Here is a 16,324-nt window from a genome sequence, read left to right as displayed (position 1 = left end):
CCCGCCGCTCAGGGAAGAGCGGCCGACCGTCGAATTTGAGCAGTTCCTCCTTGGTCAGCCGCCGCATCATGTCTTCGGTGTCGGCGTAGTGGACACCATCGCGGAACCGACCCTCGAACCGATCGCCGTCGAGCAGCGCCATGAAGAGCTGGAAATCCTCTTCCTTGCCATTGTGCGGTGTGGCCGACATCAACAGCAGATGCCGGCAGACCTGGCCGAGCTTCTGGCCGACCTGATAGCGGCGGGTGTATTTCACCTCTCCGCCAAAATAAGTGGCCGACATGCGATGGGCTTCGTCACAGATGATGAGGTCCCATTCGCGCGCGCTCATGAGCTTCTCCTGAAGCTCCTCGTTGCGCGCCAGCACATCGAGACGGACGATCAGCCGGTCCCGGTCGCTGAACGGATTGCCCGACCGCGAATTCTCGATCATGTCGCGGGAAAGGATGTCGAACTCGAGATTGAATTTCTGGCCGAGTTCGTCCTGCCATTGTTCAACCAGGCTGCCGGGCGCGACCACGAGGCAGCGCTCCAGGTCGCTACGGGCGATCAGTTCCTTCATCAGCAGCCCGGCCATAATCGTCTTGCCGGCGCCGGGATCGTCGGCGAGCAGGAAGCGCAGCGGCTGTCGCGGCAGCATTTCGCCATAGACTGCCGAAATCTGGTGCGGCAGCGGATCGACCAGACTCGTGTGGATCGCCAGATACGGATCGAAATAGTGCGCCAGCTTGATGCGGTTGGCTTCCGTCACCAGCCGCAGCAACGCGCCGTCAGCGTCGAACGACCAGGCCCGCCCGCTCTGCTCGACCTCAAGCCGGTGCTCGTCATCCCGATAAAGAACGGCCTCGGCCACCGAGCCGTTGTGGTCGCGGTAAACGACGCTGATCGCCTGATCGCCGATCCAGTCCACCGAGATCACATGCACAGCCTGAGCCGAGGCCACGCCCCGCACCGATGCGCCATTCTTTATGTCTTCAAGCCGTACCGCCATCAGCCGGCGCTCCCCAGGTCTTTCATAGCTGAAGCTCCGCTCGCTCAAGCGCAGCTTCAGTTTCTTTGCGGTTTATTGTTACGATATGCTGCGTATGGGCGCTCTGCTTCGTGGCGTCACCCAGCAAACCCAGACGCTTCAAAACATAAAAGAGCATCGCATAGCGGACTGCGAGCACGCCATTACCCTGATCGAGCCCATAATCCTTGGCGACAACCTTCTTCTGGCTCGCCGTCAGCGCAGGGTGCGGCCCGATGACGACATCGAAATAGTTGTTCCAGAGCCAGTCCCGGTCGCCCGATTCCCCCGGCTCGCCTTTCGCGCCGACATCGAGGATGCGCGGCAGCAGGAAGTCCTTGAACTTATGCTCCAGGTGGCAATAAGCCCGCGCGTGCCAGCGAAAGCCATCATAGCCGAAGGCATGAGGCGTGATGCGCCGCCAGATAGGGTCCGGCCGCACCTTGTTCATTGACTGATAGAAGATGTCGACGGAAACGCCCTCGCGGGTGGCGTCGAGGATTTTACGCAGAACCTTGATGTCGATGTCCCGCCTGGGGGTCAGCGCCACATCGGCGCTGGGCAGAGCCGCAATCCACGAATCATGGGCGGGAAGAGCGCCCTCGGCGACCGAGCGAAGCTGCGCGAGATAGACATAGGGGTCCGGCTCGAGAAAGCGCAGGACGAAGTGCTCGGCGGCGACATAGCGCTTGGCGCGGGTGTCGTACTCCATGTTGCCGGGCGCCCGCTCCTGATAGAGCGTCAGGTCCTTCGACGCCTGCGGAACCGACACGCCAAATACCTCCACGAGGTCGGCGCGGTTGATCGACCCCTCCCAAAAAAGCCGGAACTCGATGAACTCGAGCCGGCGCCCCACCCCCCATTTCAATGCCGTCGCGGCCTCTGCCATTGCCTCAGCCTCGTGTAGATGAGCATAAAAACTAGATGGACAACCCGATCTAGTCCGTGTAATTATTATTCACACTGCGAGGTTTCGTCAATGGATAATCAGATGCACTCGGAGGGGCAGGATGCGCAATCGCGCCGGCCGGAACCTCAAATCAGCGGCACGCGGACGGCGGTCACCGCCGCTGGCGCGGCGCCGCAAGCCTAAGCAGCGCCCGGAAGGAGAGCGTCCATGACCATCGCACATCGATCCACCCTGGTCGTTCATGGCCGCCTCGCCATGCGGGAGGCCCGTCTGGCGGCTGGACGGGAGAAGCGCCAAGGCCTTCAGATCATGTCCTTCGAGCAAGCCGCCGTGCGACTGGCCGGCGGCTTCGTCCGTCCCATCGACGACGAAAGCTTGCGCACGGCGATCCAGGCGGCCCTGCCGGCGACGCCGATGGGCGAGCTGGAGAGCATCAAGGATCTTCCTGGCATGATCGACGCAGCCGTCGACACGCTGCACAAAGCCTGGCGCGCGGGTATCGATCTGGCCATGCGCGCGGCCGACCATCCGCGCCTTGCCGCCATCGCGCGCCTGGAAGCGGCGGTCATCGAGCGGCTTCCGGCTGGCATGATGCGTCCTGTCGACATCGTCGCGACTGCGACCGCCCGCATCAATCATGCCACCGCCGTCCTTGGCCCCATGGAGATCGCCGGCCTTACCGAGCTTTCGCCGTGCTGGCGGCCGCTACTTCAGGCCCTCACGGCCTACATCCCCGTGCGGTGGGCCGCCGGCCCAAGGAGTGTTCCCGCATGGCTCGACGGCACAGGCGTCGCGATCGTGCGCACACCGGGGCAAGCGCCGGAGGTCGGCGCCGTCAGCGCGGCGACGGCCTATCACGAGGCTATCGAGGCGATGCGCTGGGCGCGACCCCTGCTCGCCTCGGGCGTCTCGGCCTCAAAGATCGCTATCGCGACCGCCTCGCCCGCCGACTATGACGATCATTTCCTGGCCCTGCGCGCCGACGCCAATATCGACCTGCACTTCGTCCACGGCGTCCGCACCGTCACCACTCGCGAGGGACAGGCGGCAGCTGCGCTGGCCGACATCGTCGTGCGCGGCCTGTCGCAATCGCGTCTGCGGCGCCTGGCGACACTCTGCCGCGACGGTGGGGCATTCCAGGCTCTGCCTGAAGGCTGGCTGCGGGTTTTGCCGACCGATGCGCCCCTTTCGACGCTGGCCGCCTGGAACCGCCTGTTTGCCCGGCTGGCGCCGGAAGACTGGCCTGAAGCCGCCGATCACACTCCGGCGCTACGCGCGGCGATCGAGATGCTGGCAAAAGGCCCCGAAGCTGCCAGCGAAATCGGCGAGACCTTCCTCAAGGGCCGCGCGCTTGCGATCTGGCGCAAGGCGCTGCTCGCCGGCCCCGCCGCCTCGGTCGACGCGACGCTGGAGACCATGAAACAGGATGACGGCCTAGAGGCGTGCGCCTGTGTCGCCTGGATGCCGGCGAGCGCGCTCGCGGCCTCGCCCCGTCGCTTCGTGCGCCTCCTCGGGCTCAACTCCTCGCGTTGGCCGCGCGGCATCGCCGAGGACCGGCTGATCCCGGATCACATCATTCCGACACCGATTCTCGATCCCCTGCCGGTGACCCTCGCCGACCGCCGTGACTTCGAGACCATCCTCGCCACCACAGGCGATGCCGTCGTTCTCTCGCGCGCCCGGCGCGACAGCGATGGCCGTCTCCTCGGACGCAGTCCCCTCCTCGCCGGGCACGGCGACGAAACCTATCTGCGCCGCAACGCGACTCCGGCCCACGCCTTCAGTGAGAGCGACCGGCTGATGGCGCGGCCCCAGGAGTTCGCCGCCGATCCACAGGCGACTAGCGCGATCGGCTGCTGGCGCGACTGGCGGCAGGCGGAAATTACCGCCCATGACGGGCTGGTGCGCGCGGATCATCCGCTCATGCTCGCCATTCTTGGCCGCACCCAGTCGGCCAGCTCACTGCGCCGCCTGCTACGCAACCCGCTCAGTTTCGTGTGGGTCTACGGGTTCGGGTGGCGCGAGCCGCAGAGCAGCGCCGAACCCCTCGTGCTCGATGCGCTGGGAATCGGCGATCTTGTCCACATGGTACTCGACCGAGCCCTGCGCGATCTCGAAGCCGCAGGCGGGCTGGCCAGCGCCGCCACTGAAGCCATCGAGGCGGCTGTGGGCCGGGCGGCCCAAGCCGTCGCCACCGACTGGGAAAGCGAACGTCCGGTTCCACCGGCCGTCATCTGGGGGCGCACCCTCGATGATGCCCGCGTGCTGGCAGGCCGCGCCCTCATCTATGGCGACGATGCACTGCCCGGCGCGCGCGCTTATGGCGAGGTGCCCTTCGGCGGCTCGGAGCCGAAGACCAACGCTGACGTACCCTGGGATGTGAGCCTGCCGGTCACGATTCCTGACACCGGCTTCAACATCGCCGGCTATATCGACCGACTCGACATCTCGGGCGACGGCAAGCGCGCCCTCGTCCGTGATTACAAGACGGGCCGGCCGCCGCGCGGCGACATCCGCCTGAACGGCGGACGCGAGCTTCAGCGCTGCCTCTACGCGTTCGCGGTGAAGGCGCTCCTCGGCGACGACGTCGCCATCAGCGCCTCACTGCTCTATCCGCGCGAGCCGGTCGACCTCCAGCTCGACGATCCCGAGGCTGTGCTCACCGAGATCACTGGCTATCTGCGCGCCGCGAGAACCAGTCTCGCCGGCGGCGCAGCCCTGCCTGGTCCCGATACGGGCGGCGACTACGACGATCTCGCCTTCGCCCTGCCGGCCAATGCCGGCGCCACCTATTGCAAACGCAAGATGCCGGCCGCGACGGAGCGGCTGGGCGAAGTCGCTCAGGTCTGGGAGGCGGAATGATGAGCAACGTATCCAAGATGCTGAAGGATGACGGTGCCCGCCGCGATGCCATCAGCCTGCACGACCGCTCGATCCTGGTCGAGGCCGGCGCCGGTTCGGGCAAAACCGCTGTCATGGCCGGCCGCATCGCCGCCATGCTGGCGCAAGGCGTCGCGCCGCGTTCCATCGCCGCCGTCACCTTCACCGAGCTTGCCGCGAGCGAGCTGTTGTCCCGTGTCCGCGAGTTCGTCGCCGACCTCTCGGCCGGCAAGATCGCGACCGAACTGCGGGTGGCGCTGCCCGATGGGCTGTCGGAGACTCATTTGACCAATCTCGCCGCCGCCAGCGCCGCGATTGACGAAATCACCTGCTCGACCATCCACGGCTTTTGCCAACGCCTGATCAAGCCCTATCCGGCGGAGGCCGACATTGACCCCGGCGCGGGCGTCATGGATCGCAACCAGGCCGACCTCACCTTCCTCGAGATCGTCGATGGCTGGCTGCGCGAGCGCCTGTCCGGCGGCCAGGGCGGCCTCCTGGCCGAAATGGTGCTGCACAGCCCCGGCGAGACCGTGGCGCTCATCCACAAGACCGCCGAGAATCTGCGCCGCCGCCGCACGCTCCAAGCCCCGCCAATCTCTCCCCTTGACGGCCACATGACAGCGTTCCGGCAAGCGACGGCCGATTTTGCGGACTTCATGAACGGCACGGCGGCGGCTGAACCGGAAACGGTGACGATCGTGAAGCGTCTGGCCGAAATGGCGACGGCCCTTGCGAACGCGCCTGATTCCGCGACGCCCGCCGGCCTCGTCCGGCTCCTGACTTCGCGGCCCCATCCTGACCTTTGCACCAAGGCTGGCGCGTTCGCTTCCTACCGCAAGAAGGGCAAATGGGCGACAGCAGCCAAACAAGCGGGCCTCTCCAAGGCCGACGGCGATCGGCTGAACGACGCGGCCGAAGCGCATTACACCACCTCCTGCAATGCCTGGGGGGCGCTCATGCAGGCCACCGCCGGCCACGCTCTGGCGGCGCTGATCGAGGAGGCTCGCCCGATCCTGCAGCGCTACCGTGATCACAAACGGGCCAGCGCCCAACTGGACTTCGACGACCTCATCTTCGCCGCCCGCGATCTGCTGCGCGACCATGATGCTGTTCGTCGCGCACTCGGGCAGCGTTTCGCCCATGTCCTCGTCGACGAGTTCCAGGACACCGATCCCTTGCAGACCGAGATCTTCTGGCGTCTGTGCGGTGAGCCCGTCGACGACGCCAATGACTGGACGGGCTTTCACATCCGGCCTGGCGCGCTGTTCCTGGTCGGCGATCCCAAGCAGGCGATCTATCGCTTTCGCGGCGCCGACGTCGGCGCCTATGTCCAGGCGCGCGACGCCTTTCGCGCCCAGGCCCCCGACAGCCTGCTGTCGATCTCGACCAATTTCCGCTCCTGCGCCTCGATCCTGACTTTCGTCAACGAGCGCTTCGAGGCCGTGCTCTCGGCCGATGGACAGCCGGGTTTCACCGCACTGGACCCATTCCATGACGATCGCGGCGGAGTCTGCGTGGCGGCCCTCGACATCGCCGTAGCCGATGAAAACGGCAAGGCCAGCGCCGAGCAACAGCGGGACGCCGAAGCCGACGCCATCGCCGAGCTGTGCGCCCGGCTGATCGAAAGCCATCCGATCGTTGACCGTCGCAGCGGTGCCAAGCGGCCTTGTCTGCCAGGCGACATCGCCCTGCTGGCGCCCACCGGCGCGGAACTGTGGCGCTACGAGGAAGCCCTGGAGCGCCGCGGCATCCCCGTGGCGACCCAGGCCGGCAAGGGTCTGTTCCGCCGCCAGGAAATCCAGGACCTGATCGCGTTGACCCGCGCCCTGGCCGATCGCCGCGACACCCTGGCGCTCGGCGCGTTGCTGCGCGGACCTCTGGTCGGCCTGACCGAAGAAGAGTTGCTGGACATCATCTGGAGCCTGCCGCGCTCGGAAGAACAGCCGGATCGGATTCCGCGTCTGGATCTCAGCATCGCCCCCGCCGTGATCGCCCATCCGCTCGCCCGCGAGGTCATCGAGCGGCTGCAATCGCTCTCCCGGCGTGGCAACAGCACGACGCCGCACGAACTGCTGTCGCAGGCAGTGGATGTCATGCGCGTCCGCCCGCTTCTCTTTGAGCGCCATCGCGGCCAAGCCGAGCGAGCGCTCGCCAATGTTGATCTCTATCTCAGCCTGTCGACCGGCTATGCCGTGCGCGGCCTGCGTGCCTTCGCAGAAGCCATGACGGCTGCCTGGTCGGACGAGGCGCGCGCCGTCGAGGGCCGACCGGACGCGCAGGAGGAGGCGGTCGCGCTCTTCACCATGCACGCGGCCAAGGGGCTCGAATGGCCGATCGTCATTCCGGTCAACACCATGACCGGCGTCATGGCGCCCGAGAGCGCGGTCATCGATCGGCAGACCGAAACCTTCTATTGCCCGGTCCTCGGCGTGCAGCCCGAGGGTTACGAAGCCGCGCGCGAGGCCGAAAAGAACGAGCTGGACCGCGAGCGCGTCCGGCTCTGGTATGTTGCGGCCACCCGCGCGCGCGAACTGCTGGTATTGCCCCGACTCGACACCACCCCCGCCAAATCCGCATGGATCGGTCTCGTCGATCTGTCGCTCGCCGATCTGCCGGGCATCGACCTCTCCCATCTGCCGGCCGACCTCACGCCGAGCAGCGCCGGCGCGGGCAACAGCCAGACGCGGGCGAGCTTCGCCGCCGAAGCCGAAAGCATCGCCGCCGCACAGACCCGGCTGACCTGGCTCGCCCCCAGCCGCGACGAGGACGCCACCGGGACCGTGCTGCGAGAGGAGGAAGTCGCGCTCTGGCCGGGGGCGGCCGACGACGAGCTGCCCGAGCTCGAAGCCGCCGCCCTCGTGCAGGGCGGCCGCGAGCGCGGGCTTATCCTGCATAAACTGATGGAAGAGGTGCTGACCGGCGAAACCCCGGAAGCGGAAGCTGCCCTGGTCGAACGGGCTGGCCACCTCATCCGCGCCCTCGGCCAATCCCCGGTCGCCGATCCGGCAACGGGACTGTCGGCGCAGGAGCTGGCGACCTGTGTGGCCCGGACCCTGGCGCTGCCCGAGATCGCAGCTCTACGGCCCGATCTTCTGGCCGAGCTTCCTGTCTATGCCGCAGAAGAGGCCGACGGCGTGGAGACCGTGACGGCCGGGATCGCCGACGCCCTGACCGTCGACGTCGACGGCCGGCCGGTCGTGGTGGTGGACTGGAAAAGCGACGTGAACCCTGACGACAAGGCGCTCGAACACTATCGGGCTCAGGTACGGGCCTATCTCGACATGACCAGCGCCGAGCGCGGGCTCATCGTCCTGATGACGAAGGGAACGGTCATCGTCGTCTCGCCCTCGCCACAGACCGTGGCAGCCTGACGGAGGGAGAAACGATGGCCTCCCGCAAGCGCCCCACCGGCTCCAACCAGGACGATCTCTTCAACCCCGAGATCGAACTCCTGCTGCCGGCTCGGCTTGCCGTTGACGGCAAGGTGCTGGGAAGCCCTGTGCGTCAGTTGGCTGTTCCGGCGAAGCGTGTGCGGTGCCGACTGCGTCCCTTCGCCATCCGCCGTGTCAATGGTCACGAGACGACCCTGGAATCCGGCGAGATTCTGAAGATCATCAGCGCGAAGACGACCACGCCATTGGAAGCCGATCTCATTCTCCTTGTGCCCGGCGCAACGGAGCCGGAACGGATCGCTGCGGCGCTCGAACTGGGTGAAGGCCGGTGGATGAATGTACCGCCCACCAGCATCGACACGCTGGATCGTTCCGCGCGCAGCGAGCGCCTGAAGGCTGTCTCCGCTTCCTGGATCGACGCGATTCATCTGCGCGAGGGGCGAGCCGCGGCGGACGGCCAGCCGGCGCAGCCTGGCTTGCGGCGTCCACAGGTCGGCGCGCTTCATGCCGCGCTTGCCCACGCGACGCGATCGACCGATCCGGCCACCATCGTCATGCCGACGGGCACGGGCAAGACCGAGACAATGCTGGCGCTCAATGCCAACCAGCGGTTCGAACGCCTGCTGGTGGTGGTGCCGACCGACGCGCTACGCGAGCAGATCGCGAGCAAATTCGAGACCTTCGGCGTCCTGAAGCAGCAGAAATGCCTCGATGAGACCGCAGCCTTCCCTTTGGTCATGCGGCTCTCGCATATTCCGACCAGCCAGGCCGAAGTCGACGAAATCTTCGACAGCGCCAATGTCATTGTCACCACGATGCAGATCGCTGGCCGCGCCGAGGCACCGGTGCAGGAGCGGATGGCGGCCCGCGCCTCAGCGCTCTTTATCGACGAGGCGCATCATATCGGGGCACGGACGTGGAAGTCCTTCCGCGGGCTCTTCGTCGAGCACGAGCCACCAATCCCAGTGATCCAGTTCACCGCTACGCCGTTTCGCGAGGACGGAGGCCGCGTCGATGGCGAGTTCATTTACACCTACCCGCTAAAAAAGGCGCAGCAGGAGGGCTATTTCAAGCCGATCCGCTTCGAAGCAGTCTTCGGTCTGGACCAGCCTGACGCGGACCAGGCCATCATCGACAAGCTCGGCGAAGTGCTCGCCACCGACCTGGATGCTGGCCTCAATCATCTTGCGATGGCCCGCTGCAACACGATCGAACGCGCCAAGCACCTGCACAGGCTCTATGCGGCGATCTATCCAGACTTTCGGCCAGTCATAGTCCACAGCCAGCAATCACTGAAGGAACGGCGCGAAAATCTTGCCGCGCTACGCCGTTTTGAGAGCCGGATCATCGTTTGCGTCGATATGCTCGGCGAGGGCTTCGACCTGCCCGAGCTGAAGATCGCTGCATTGCACGATCATCACAAGAGCGTTGCGGTGACGATCCAGTTCGTCGGCCGCTTCACCCGCCAGGACCCGAGGCTGGGTGATGCTACGGTGATCGCCAATACCGGCATCGACGATGTCGATCGCGCGCTGGCCAAGCTCTACGCTGAAGACGCCGACTGGAATGCGTTGGTGGAGGCGCTCAGTTCCGCAAAGATCGAACGCCAGGTTCGCCGCGCGGAAATGTTCAAGGGCTTTTCGGGAGATCTGAGCGACATTCCGCTCCAGACCCTGGAACCGAAAATGAACGCGGTCCTGTACCGGACCTCTTGCGACGCTTGGGATCCCTTTCGCGCTGAAGAACTCTACGACCCCGGCGTCTATCTCGGCATGAAGCTCAACCCGCATCAACGGGTCGCGATCTTCGTGACGCGGGCGGAGGAGCAGGCACGCTGGACCTCCGCGCAGCAGGCGGTGAACGTCACCTGGGACCTGCACATGCTTCACTGGGATCAGGCATGCGGCGTGCTCTATATCAGCAGTTCTGCAAAGGGGCCGTTTGACCGGCTCGCAAAGGCGGTTTGTGGCGATACGACGCGCCGCGTGGAAGGCGAGGAAGTGTTCCGCAGCCTCCACGGGTTCAAGCGGCTCATCCTGCGCAATCTCGGCCTCACCCACCATCAGGGACGAGGCGTCCGCTATTCGATGTATATGGGCGTGGATGTCGCCGATGGCCTCGACAGCGCGAAGTCCCAGTCGAGGATCAAGAACAACATCTTCGCCACCGGCTTCCTCGAAGGCCTTCCTGCTTCACGGGGATGCTCGGCCAAGGGCAAGTTCTGGTCCAGCGCCAAAGTCCATGACCTGACCGACTGGGTGGACTGGTGCCAGGATGTCGGCCGCACCGTGAACGATCCCAGCATCACGACCGACGGCGTCTTCAAGAGCGCGATGCGCCCCCACCAGATCAGCCAACGACCGGCTGTTCCGCCCGTGGCGATCCATTGGCCTGAATCTCTGATCACGCAGTTCGAGGAGCGGATTGAGATCTCGTTTGGCGATGTGCCGGTAACCTTCGCCGAATGCGATATCGAGTTGCTCGATAACGCGCGCACCGGGCCGCTGCGCTTCGCCGTGCGAAGCGACGACCACGCGGCCGAGTTCGAGATCGTCTTCAGCGACGGCCACGCCCGTTACCCCCAACGCGCCGGCCCCAAGGCGACGATCAAGATCGGCGGCAAGGTCCAGACGCTCTCGGAATCCTTCGGCGAGGACTCACCTCAGATCGACTTCGGTGATGGCTCGCTTCTCATCTACAGCCATCTCTACACCCTGCCCGAGGGCGAAACGATCGAGCCGTACCCGTCAGACAAGATCGAGGCATGGGATTGGTCAAAGGCCAATATTCGCGTCGAATCCCAGGGCACGGACAAGCGCGCTGACTCTGTCCAGCGTCTGGTCATCGACACCCTGTTGGCCGACCCAGATCCCTATGACGTGATCTTCGACGATGATGGCAAAGGCGAAATCGCCGATGTCGTGGCGCTGCGCATAACTGACAGCGTCGTTTCCGTGACCCTGTACCACTGCAAATATTCAGGGGCGGATACGCCAGGTGCGCGCCTCGGAGACCTTTATGAGGTTTGCGGACAGGCTCAGAAATCCGCTCGGTGGCGCGACCGGCCAAACCGCATGCTTCAACACATGCTGCGACGCGAAAAGATGCGCCGCGACCGTGGTCTCAGCTCGCGAATCGAGCAGGGCTCAGCCGCCGCGATCAAGAAGCTCAAGGTCGGGTGGCAAGATCACCGCTTCGAGTTCGACGTCCGCATTGTGCAGCCGGGGCTATCCCGACAAGCCATCGGCGAAGAAGGCCTGCATCTGCTCGCCGGCGTCGAAACCTACCTACTCGAAACCCGCGCCATGAGGCTGAAAGTTATTGGAAATGAATGATGCCTAGGGGCATCGGAAATCTTCTTATGCTGTGAATTTTCTCAAGCCTTGGGGGCAGGCTTCGTGTCAACTTTTGGGTTCACTTTTTTATCGCGCAAAGCGCTGGGCCAGGCCGAACAGATGATGTTCGGCGGCGCGGCGGGCGTGCGCGATGAGGTTGGTTTCCTCATCGTCCACCAGCGCTACGCAGATCACTTCTTCCCCGGCACATCGGTTCTGCACACACGGCTGCGCTACGCGCTTCTCATCCCCTGGCTTTACCAAAGCCTGCGGACGAAACGCCCTGTTCCCAAGGATTTTGGCCAAGCCTTTTCTGATCTCGAACATGAGCTGACCGGCCGGCTCAAATATGTCGAGGGCGTGGGCGGCGAGAAGGATGGCGTGATCGGAGGGGAGGTCTTCCCCCGCACGATCAGTCAGCCGCCAGCCTATGTCTATTGGACGGCGCTCACCAAATGGGGACTGATCGGCGCCCGCCCCGATGGCCGGCCGTGGAGCCGCCCGGACATGGCGAAGCTCCTGGCAGCGTCCAGCAAGCGCGCGCACCATGACGATGACGGAAAGCCCCTAGAAACAGTCGCCTGGCCCATCTCGGGGCTGATCGATGCACCCAGGGACTGGGATTCTTGGGGTGACTGGAATGACCGGTATTCCCAGGATGACCAAGGAAAACTAGCGCTCGACCTTTTACCCCCAGAGCAGATCTATCTCGCGACCAAACTCCGCGCCGTTCGCTCGCCGACCGATCCAAGTGAGCCGTCGCTCTTGTCGAAATTGGTTGGAAAACCACTCGGCGGGGCGGATCACTGCTGGGACAACGAAATCCTAGCCCTCGCCGGCAGGGAAGCCGCCATGCTGAAGCGGGCCGGCCAGGCTGCCGCGCTTTCGGCCATCGGCAGGGCGATCTATGCGGCTCAGGTCGAGACGCTCAAGGAAACCCGCGACAAGCGGCCACAGCCAAATTTGCACCGCGCCGAACTGAACGACGCGATCGAGCAATGGGGCAAGCAGGCCGCTCGGCTGGATATGGACCTGTTTCTCGCCGAAATCGGCCACCTCCCGCCTGCGGTGGAGGGTGTGTTGAAAGAAACTTCGGCCTGGGTCAGGGCGAATGGCAAGGACCCCATGCAGCTTCTCGAGGTGTACGCGCGGGCGGAAGTCAGCAGGAAAGACAATCGCGCGCGTCTCGCCAGCAATCAGTTCGGGGTCGATCGGCGTATGGAATGGCAAGGCGAGCCCCATGGCCGCGCCGAGCCGCTCCATTATCGCTGGGGGAATGTGAAGCGGCTCCTGCGCGATCTGGAAGACGTCGCATGAGCGATCCTCAGGCATGGTCCGGTCAACCCTATCTCGACGAGATGCGGCCTGGGCGACTGGAGACGGTCAAGCTCGCATTGTTTGCGACCTACTCAGTCGATCTGTCGGCGGTCGCGGCGGCGTTGCTCGCCCTGATTGCTCGCAACAACGACAAGGGCAGCGGCACGGCGGTCGATTTTTCCGAGGCGATCGACAAGCTGCGCGATCGCGTCAGGATCATAATCCAGCGCGGTCGGATAGCGCGGCCGATAGCGCTTCCCCGTATCGCGGGCATCCTCGATCAGTTCATCGTCGAGCAGCCTTACGATGAACTAGAGCGCAGCTGGCATCCAAAGATTGCTTTGGTCGCCTACAACGGTCCCAAAGGGGAAACCCGCTGGAAGCTCTGGATTGGCAGCCGGAACCTCACCCGATCGCAGGATCTCGACGCGGGCGTTTTGCTGGACGGCAGCGAAAAGCGCGCGAAAGGACGAGTTCGGCTCCCAGGCATCGGAGCACTCGGGGCCATCCTCGCGCGCTCCGCGTCGCGCGAGGATGCCGATGGCATCGCAGAGCAACTGGAGGCGGTCTGGTGGGACGCCCCAGACGGGTTTCAGTTGCGCAGCCTGCTCAATGGACTGGATGAAGGCGTTGCTCTGCCATCGGAACCACCAGCCGGCGCGGTCGATGGCATAACCATCATCAGTCCGTTCTTGTCGCCCGATTTTGTGAAGAAGGCAGGTGGCTGGGGCAAGGCTGGATCCAGAACGCTGATTTCGTCGATGCCGGCCCTCACGGACATGGCGAGGCGGCCCGGCAAGCCGCTGGACGGATTCTCCAAAATCCTCGCCTATACTGCGCCAGACGTGCTCGTTGACGAAGCTCCGCTCGCGCTGCCAGGCGTCGAGCCCGCGTCCGAGGATGATGCGGAGCCGGCCCCCCTTGCTCTGCATGCCAAGATTTTTTGCTTCCACTCGGGCGAGAAGACCATCTTGAGAGTGGGGAGCGCCAATGCGACCGAGAGGGCCTGGTCGGGGCGCAACGCGGAAATCATGGTCGAACTCGAGGCCGGCGAAGCGTTCGGCTCCGGCCTGGCATTCCTGATCGGTAAAGCGACGCCGGTCACCATCGAGGAACTCGCCGTCGCCGATCCGCCCAGCACGAGCGCGGCCGATGCCCTGGAAGAGTCGCGCAAAGTGCTGATGGCATCCTGGAACCCGGTTCTGCGTCGAGACGGGGAACGCTTCTCGATCGATGCGGGGGCAGTTCCCTTGCTTGCCTATCCCGAGCACGTGCTGCACGCCGGACCTGCAAATGGCGCCCTACTGGCTTGGCAGACGGACGCCGTCCGCCTCGATCTTGGCACGATCCCCTTGTCACTCCAGTCCGCCTTCATTCAGGCTCGGATCAGCGGACCGGACGGCGCTTTGCGATGGATGCAGCGTGTCACCGTCGATCCGCCGCTCGAAGAACAGCGTGATCTGGCCGCGCTGGCCAGCCACATGGGGCTTCGTGCATTTCATGACTGGATGCGCGCGATTCTCAGCGGCGACACACTGCCCGTCGGCGGTGGCGCATGGGATGAAGACGCCGGGGTGCAGAGCAACCGCCCCCAGAGCTTGGGATACGACCGCCTCACGCTCGAGGATATCCTCACGGCTTGGGCACGCGACCGCAAGGCGTTCGGTCGGGCCGATCGTCATTTTGCGCCCTATGTCGACGCCCTTCTCGCCCACGGTGAGAATCTGAGCGAAAGGGAAAAAGCTGACTTGAACGAACTTGTGCAGATCTGGGCCATCGCGCGGACGCGGCTTGCCTCATGAGCGCCAGATCGAAACCCTTCCAGTCCGCAACGGTCAGGGCTGCAACCGCTGCGCTGTCAGGAGGCAACCCGCTACGCCGGTTCCTGGTCGCGGACGAGGTCGGCCTCGGCAAAACCGTCGTTGCCCGTGACACGCTGGCAGCCCTGGCAAGCAAAGCGCGCAAGTTCACGGTCTATTATATTACGAGCGGGCTCAAGGTCGCGGACCAGAACAAGGTCGAGCTGCTCCGCTTCCTCGACAAGAACGAAGCCAAGGACGCACTCTCCACCATCGACCGCGTCGGCCTCATTCCGTTTGAGGAACGGCGCAAGGAAAAGATACGGCTCTACGCCTTTACGCCCACCACATCATTTTCCAGTTCGCAGCGCCTCTACGGCGGAAAGGCTGTCGAGCGTGCGTTCATCAAGCTGCTGTTGGATGAGCTGTACCCCGGCCTGACCGATGCCTTTCCTGAAGGCTATATCGAATATGGCGCGACCTCCGGCTGGCCATGGGCGTGCGAGGAGGCTCAGGGCAAATTCGACAACGTCTCCGCCCTCTTCAAGACGGCCTATGGCCGAGCGCTACGTACGGAATTTGGCAAGCCTGCCCGCGAGAACATTCTGCGTGCGATCGAGACGAGCAAATATGGTCAGAGCCTAGGCCGGATGCGAAAGGCGCTCGCTCAAGCCGCTTTGGATTCCGCCCCGCCCGACCTCGTGATTTTCGACGAGTTCCAATGCTATCGCGAGTTGCTCGACGCAGGCACGGATAACCCTTTAGCGCGCCAACTGCTGGCGGGTAACAATGGAACGCCGCCGCCGATCCTCCTCCTGTCAGCCACGCCCTACCGCTTCTATGCGGAGCGCTGGGAAAATGGCGTCGGAGCCGCTCCCCATGTCGAATTTTTCAAGATTATCGAGTTTCTGGGCGGGTCGGCTGCACGCGCAGAGGCCGAAACCCAATTTCGTCGGTTTGGTGATCTCTTGCATTTGATCGGTCATCTGCCGGCCGACAGTCGGCAGGCGGCGATCGAAGAGGCCCAAGCACTCAAGCATCATCTGGAGAGGCTCCTCACACCGCTCATGTCGCGGACCGAGCGCCCGGTTTCCGACCATGCCGGAGAGCCTGCGCCGCCCTCCGTAAGGATCGAGCCCCACGATCTCGACGTCTATCGCCATTTTACCGACCACGTATCGCCCAAGCTTGCCGGCAGCGCAGTCAGCTATTGGCTTTCAGTCCCGCTCCCTGCGCAGGCGCTGGGGGACCGTTATCAGATTTCTCGCAATATAGACTTTCCCGCCACACGCAGCGTTCCCCGCCTCGGGGTCACCAATTGCTTCAAGCCGCCAAAAGATGGCTGGGGGAGCGCCAAGCTGCGAGCCCTCAATAGCCTTGTACCGACAGAGGTGCTTGCGCTCCCTTGGGTGTTGCCATCGCTGACCTGGTGGACGCCTTCAGGCCCATGGGCGAAGATGACGCAATCGCCCAAGATGCTGATCTTCAGTAGGTTCAGGGCAACACCACAAAGTCTGGCAGCCCTCGTCAGCCTCGAGGTCGAGCGCAAATGCGTTGGAAAGAGCAATCTTCCCTACACCGCCGCGTGGAAGAAGCGGCACCTTAACCCGAAGCCTAACCAAGGCCCGACGCTCGCCCTTTTTCACCCGAGGGTCGCGTCCGTCAACGTGGTGTAAATT

Annotated in this window: 8 protein-coding genes; 6 read left to right on the top strand and 2 right to left on the bottom strand. The window is 64.4% G+C overall.

The annotated features are described in order from the left end of the window. A partial coding sequence (locus tag ABB55_RS28550) for a DEAD/DEAH box helicase (RefSeq protein WP_152982308.1) occupies positions 1 to 991 on the bottom strand: 991 nt, incomplete at its 3' end. Between the two features lie 22 nt (positions 992 to 1,013). Next, positions 1,014 to 1,898 carry a BrxR family helix-turn-helix transcriptional regulator gene (locus ABB55_RS28545; RefSeq protein WP_054362476.1) on the bottom strand — a complete coding sequence of 295 codons (885 nt, stop codon included), beginning with the start codon at positions 1,896 to 1,898 and terminating at the stop codon, positions 1,014 to 1,016. Positions 1,899 to 2,126: 228 nt separating this feature from the next. Here ABB55_RS28545 and ABB55_RS28540 point away from each other — a divergent pair, with 228 nt between their 5' ends. The 6 genes from ABB55_RS28540 to ABB55_RS28515 all read left to right on the top strand — a co-directional run bounded on the left by ABB55_RS28540 (position 2,127) and on the right by ABB55_RS28515 (position 16,321). Beyond that, positions 2,127 to 4,781, top strand: a complete 2,655-nt coding sequence (locus tag ABB55_RS28540) for a PD-(D/E)XK nuclease family protein (protein WP_054362475.1) — start codon at positions 2,127 to 2,129, stop codon at positions 4,779 to 4,781. Beyond that, positions 4,781 to 8,173, top strand: a complete 3,393-nt coding sequence (locus ABB55_RS28535; RefSeq protein WP_054362474.1) for a UvrD-helicase domain-containing protein — start codon at positions 4,781 to 4,783, stop codon at positions 8,171 to 8,173. The genes ABB55_RS28540 and ABB55_RS28535 overlap by 1 nt, the downstream gene beginning before the upstream one ends. Positions 8,174 to 8,187: 14 nt before the next feature. Next, positions 8,188 to 11,529: a DEAD/DEAH box helicase gene (locus ABB55_RS28530; protein ID WP_054362473.1), complete on the top strand. Its 3,342-nt coding sequence runs from the start codon at positions 8,188 to 8,190 to the stop codon at positions 11,527 to 11,529. A 63-nt stretch (positions 11,530 to 11,592) separates the two neighbouring features. Beyond that, positions 11,593 to 12,846: a DUF6361 family protein gene (locus tag ABB55_RS28525; protein ID WP_083464297.1), complete on the top strand. Its 1,254-nt coding sequence runs from the start codon at positions 11,593 to 11,595 to the stop codon at positions 12,844 to 12,846. Continuing rightward, on the top strand, positions 12,843 to 14,648 hold the full coding sequence (locus tag ABB55_RS28520; protein WP_054362472.1) for a phospholipase D family protein: 1,806 nt from the start codon (positions 12,843 to 12,845) through the stop codon (positions 14,646 to 14,648). The genes ABB55_RS28525 and ABB55_RS28520 overlap by 4 nt, the downstream gene beginning before the upstream one ends. Next, positions 14,645 to 16,321 carry a DEAD/DEAH box helicase family protein gene (locus ABB55_RS28515; protein ID WP_200912151.1) on the top strand — a complete coding sequence of 559 codons (1,677 nt, stop codon included), beginning with the start codon at positions 14,645 to 14,647 and terminating at the stop codon, positions 16,319 to 16,321. The genes ABB55_RS28520 and ABB55_RS28515 overlap by 4 nt, the downstream gene beginning before the upstream one ends. The last annotated feature ends 3 nt before the right edge of the window (positions 16,322 to 16,324 follow it).

Origin of the sequence: Prosthecodimorpha hirschii, from assembly GCF_001305515.1 — a bacterium.
Classification (GTDB): domain Bacteria; phylum Pseudomonadota; class Alphaproteobacteria; order Rhizobiales; family Ancalomicrobiaceae; genus Prosthecodimorpha; species Prosthecodimorpha hirschii.
Note: the sequence above shows the minus strand (reverse complement) of the source record. Positions and strands in the feature narration are given on the sequence as shown.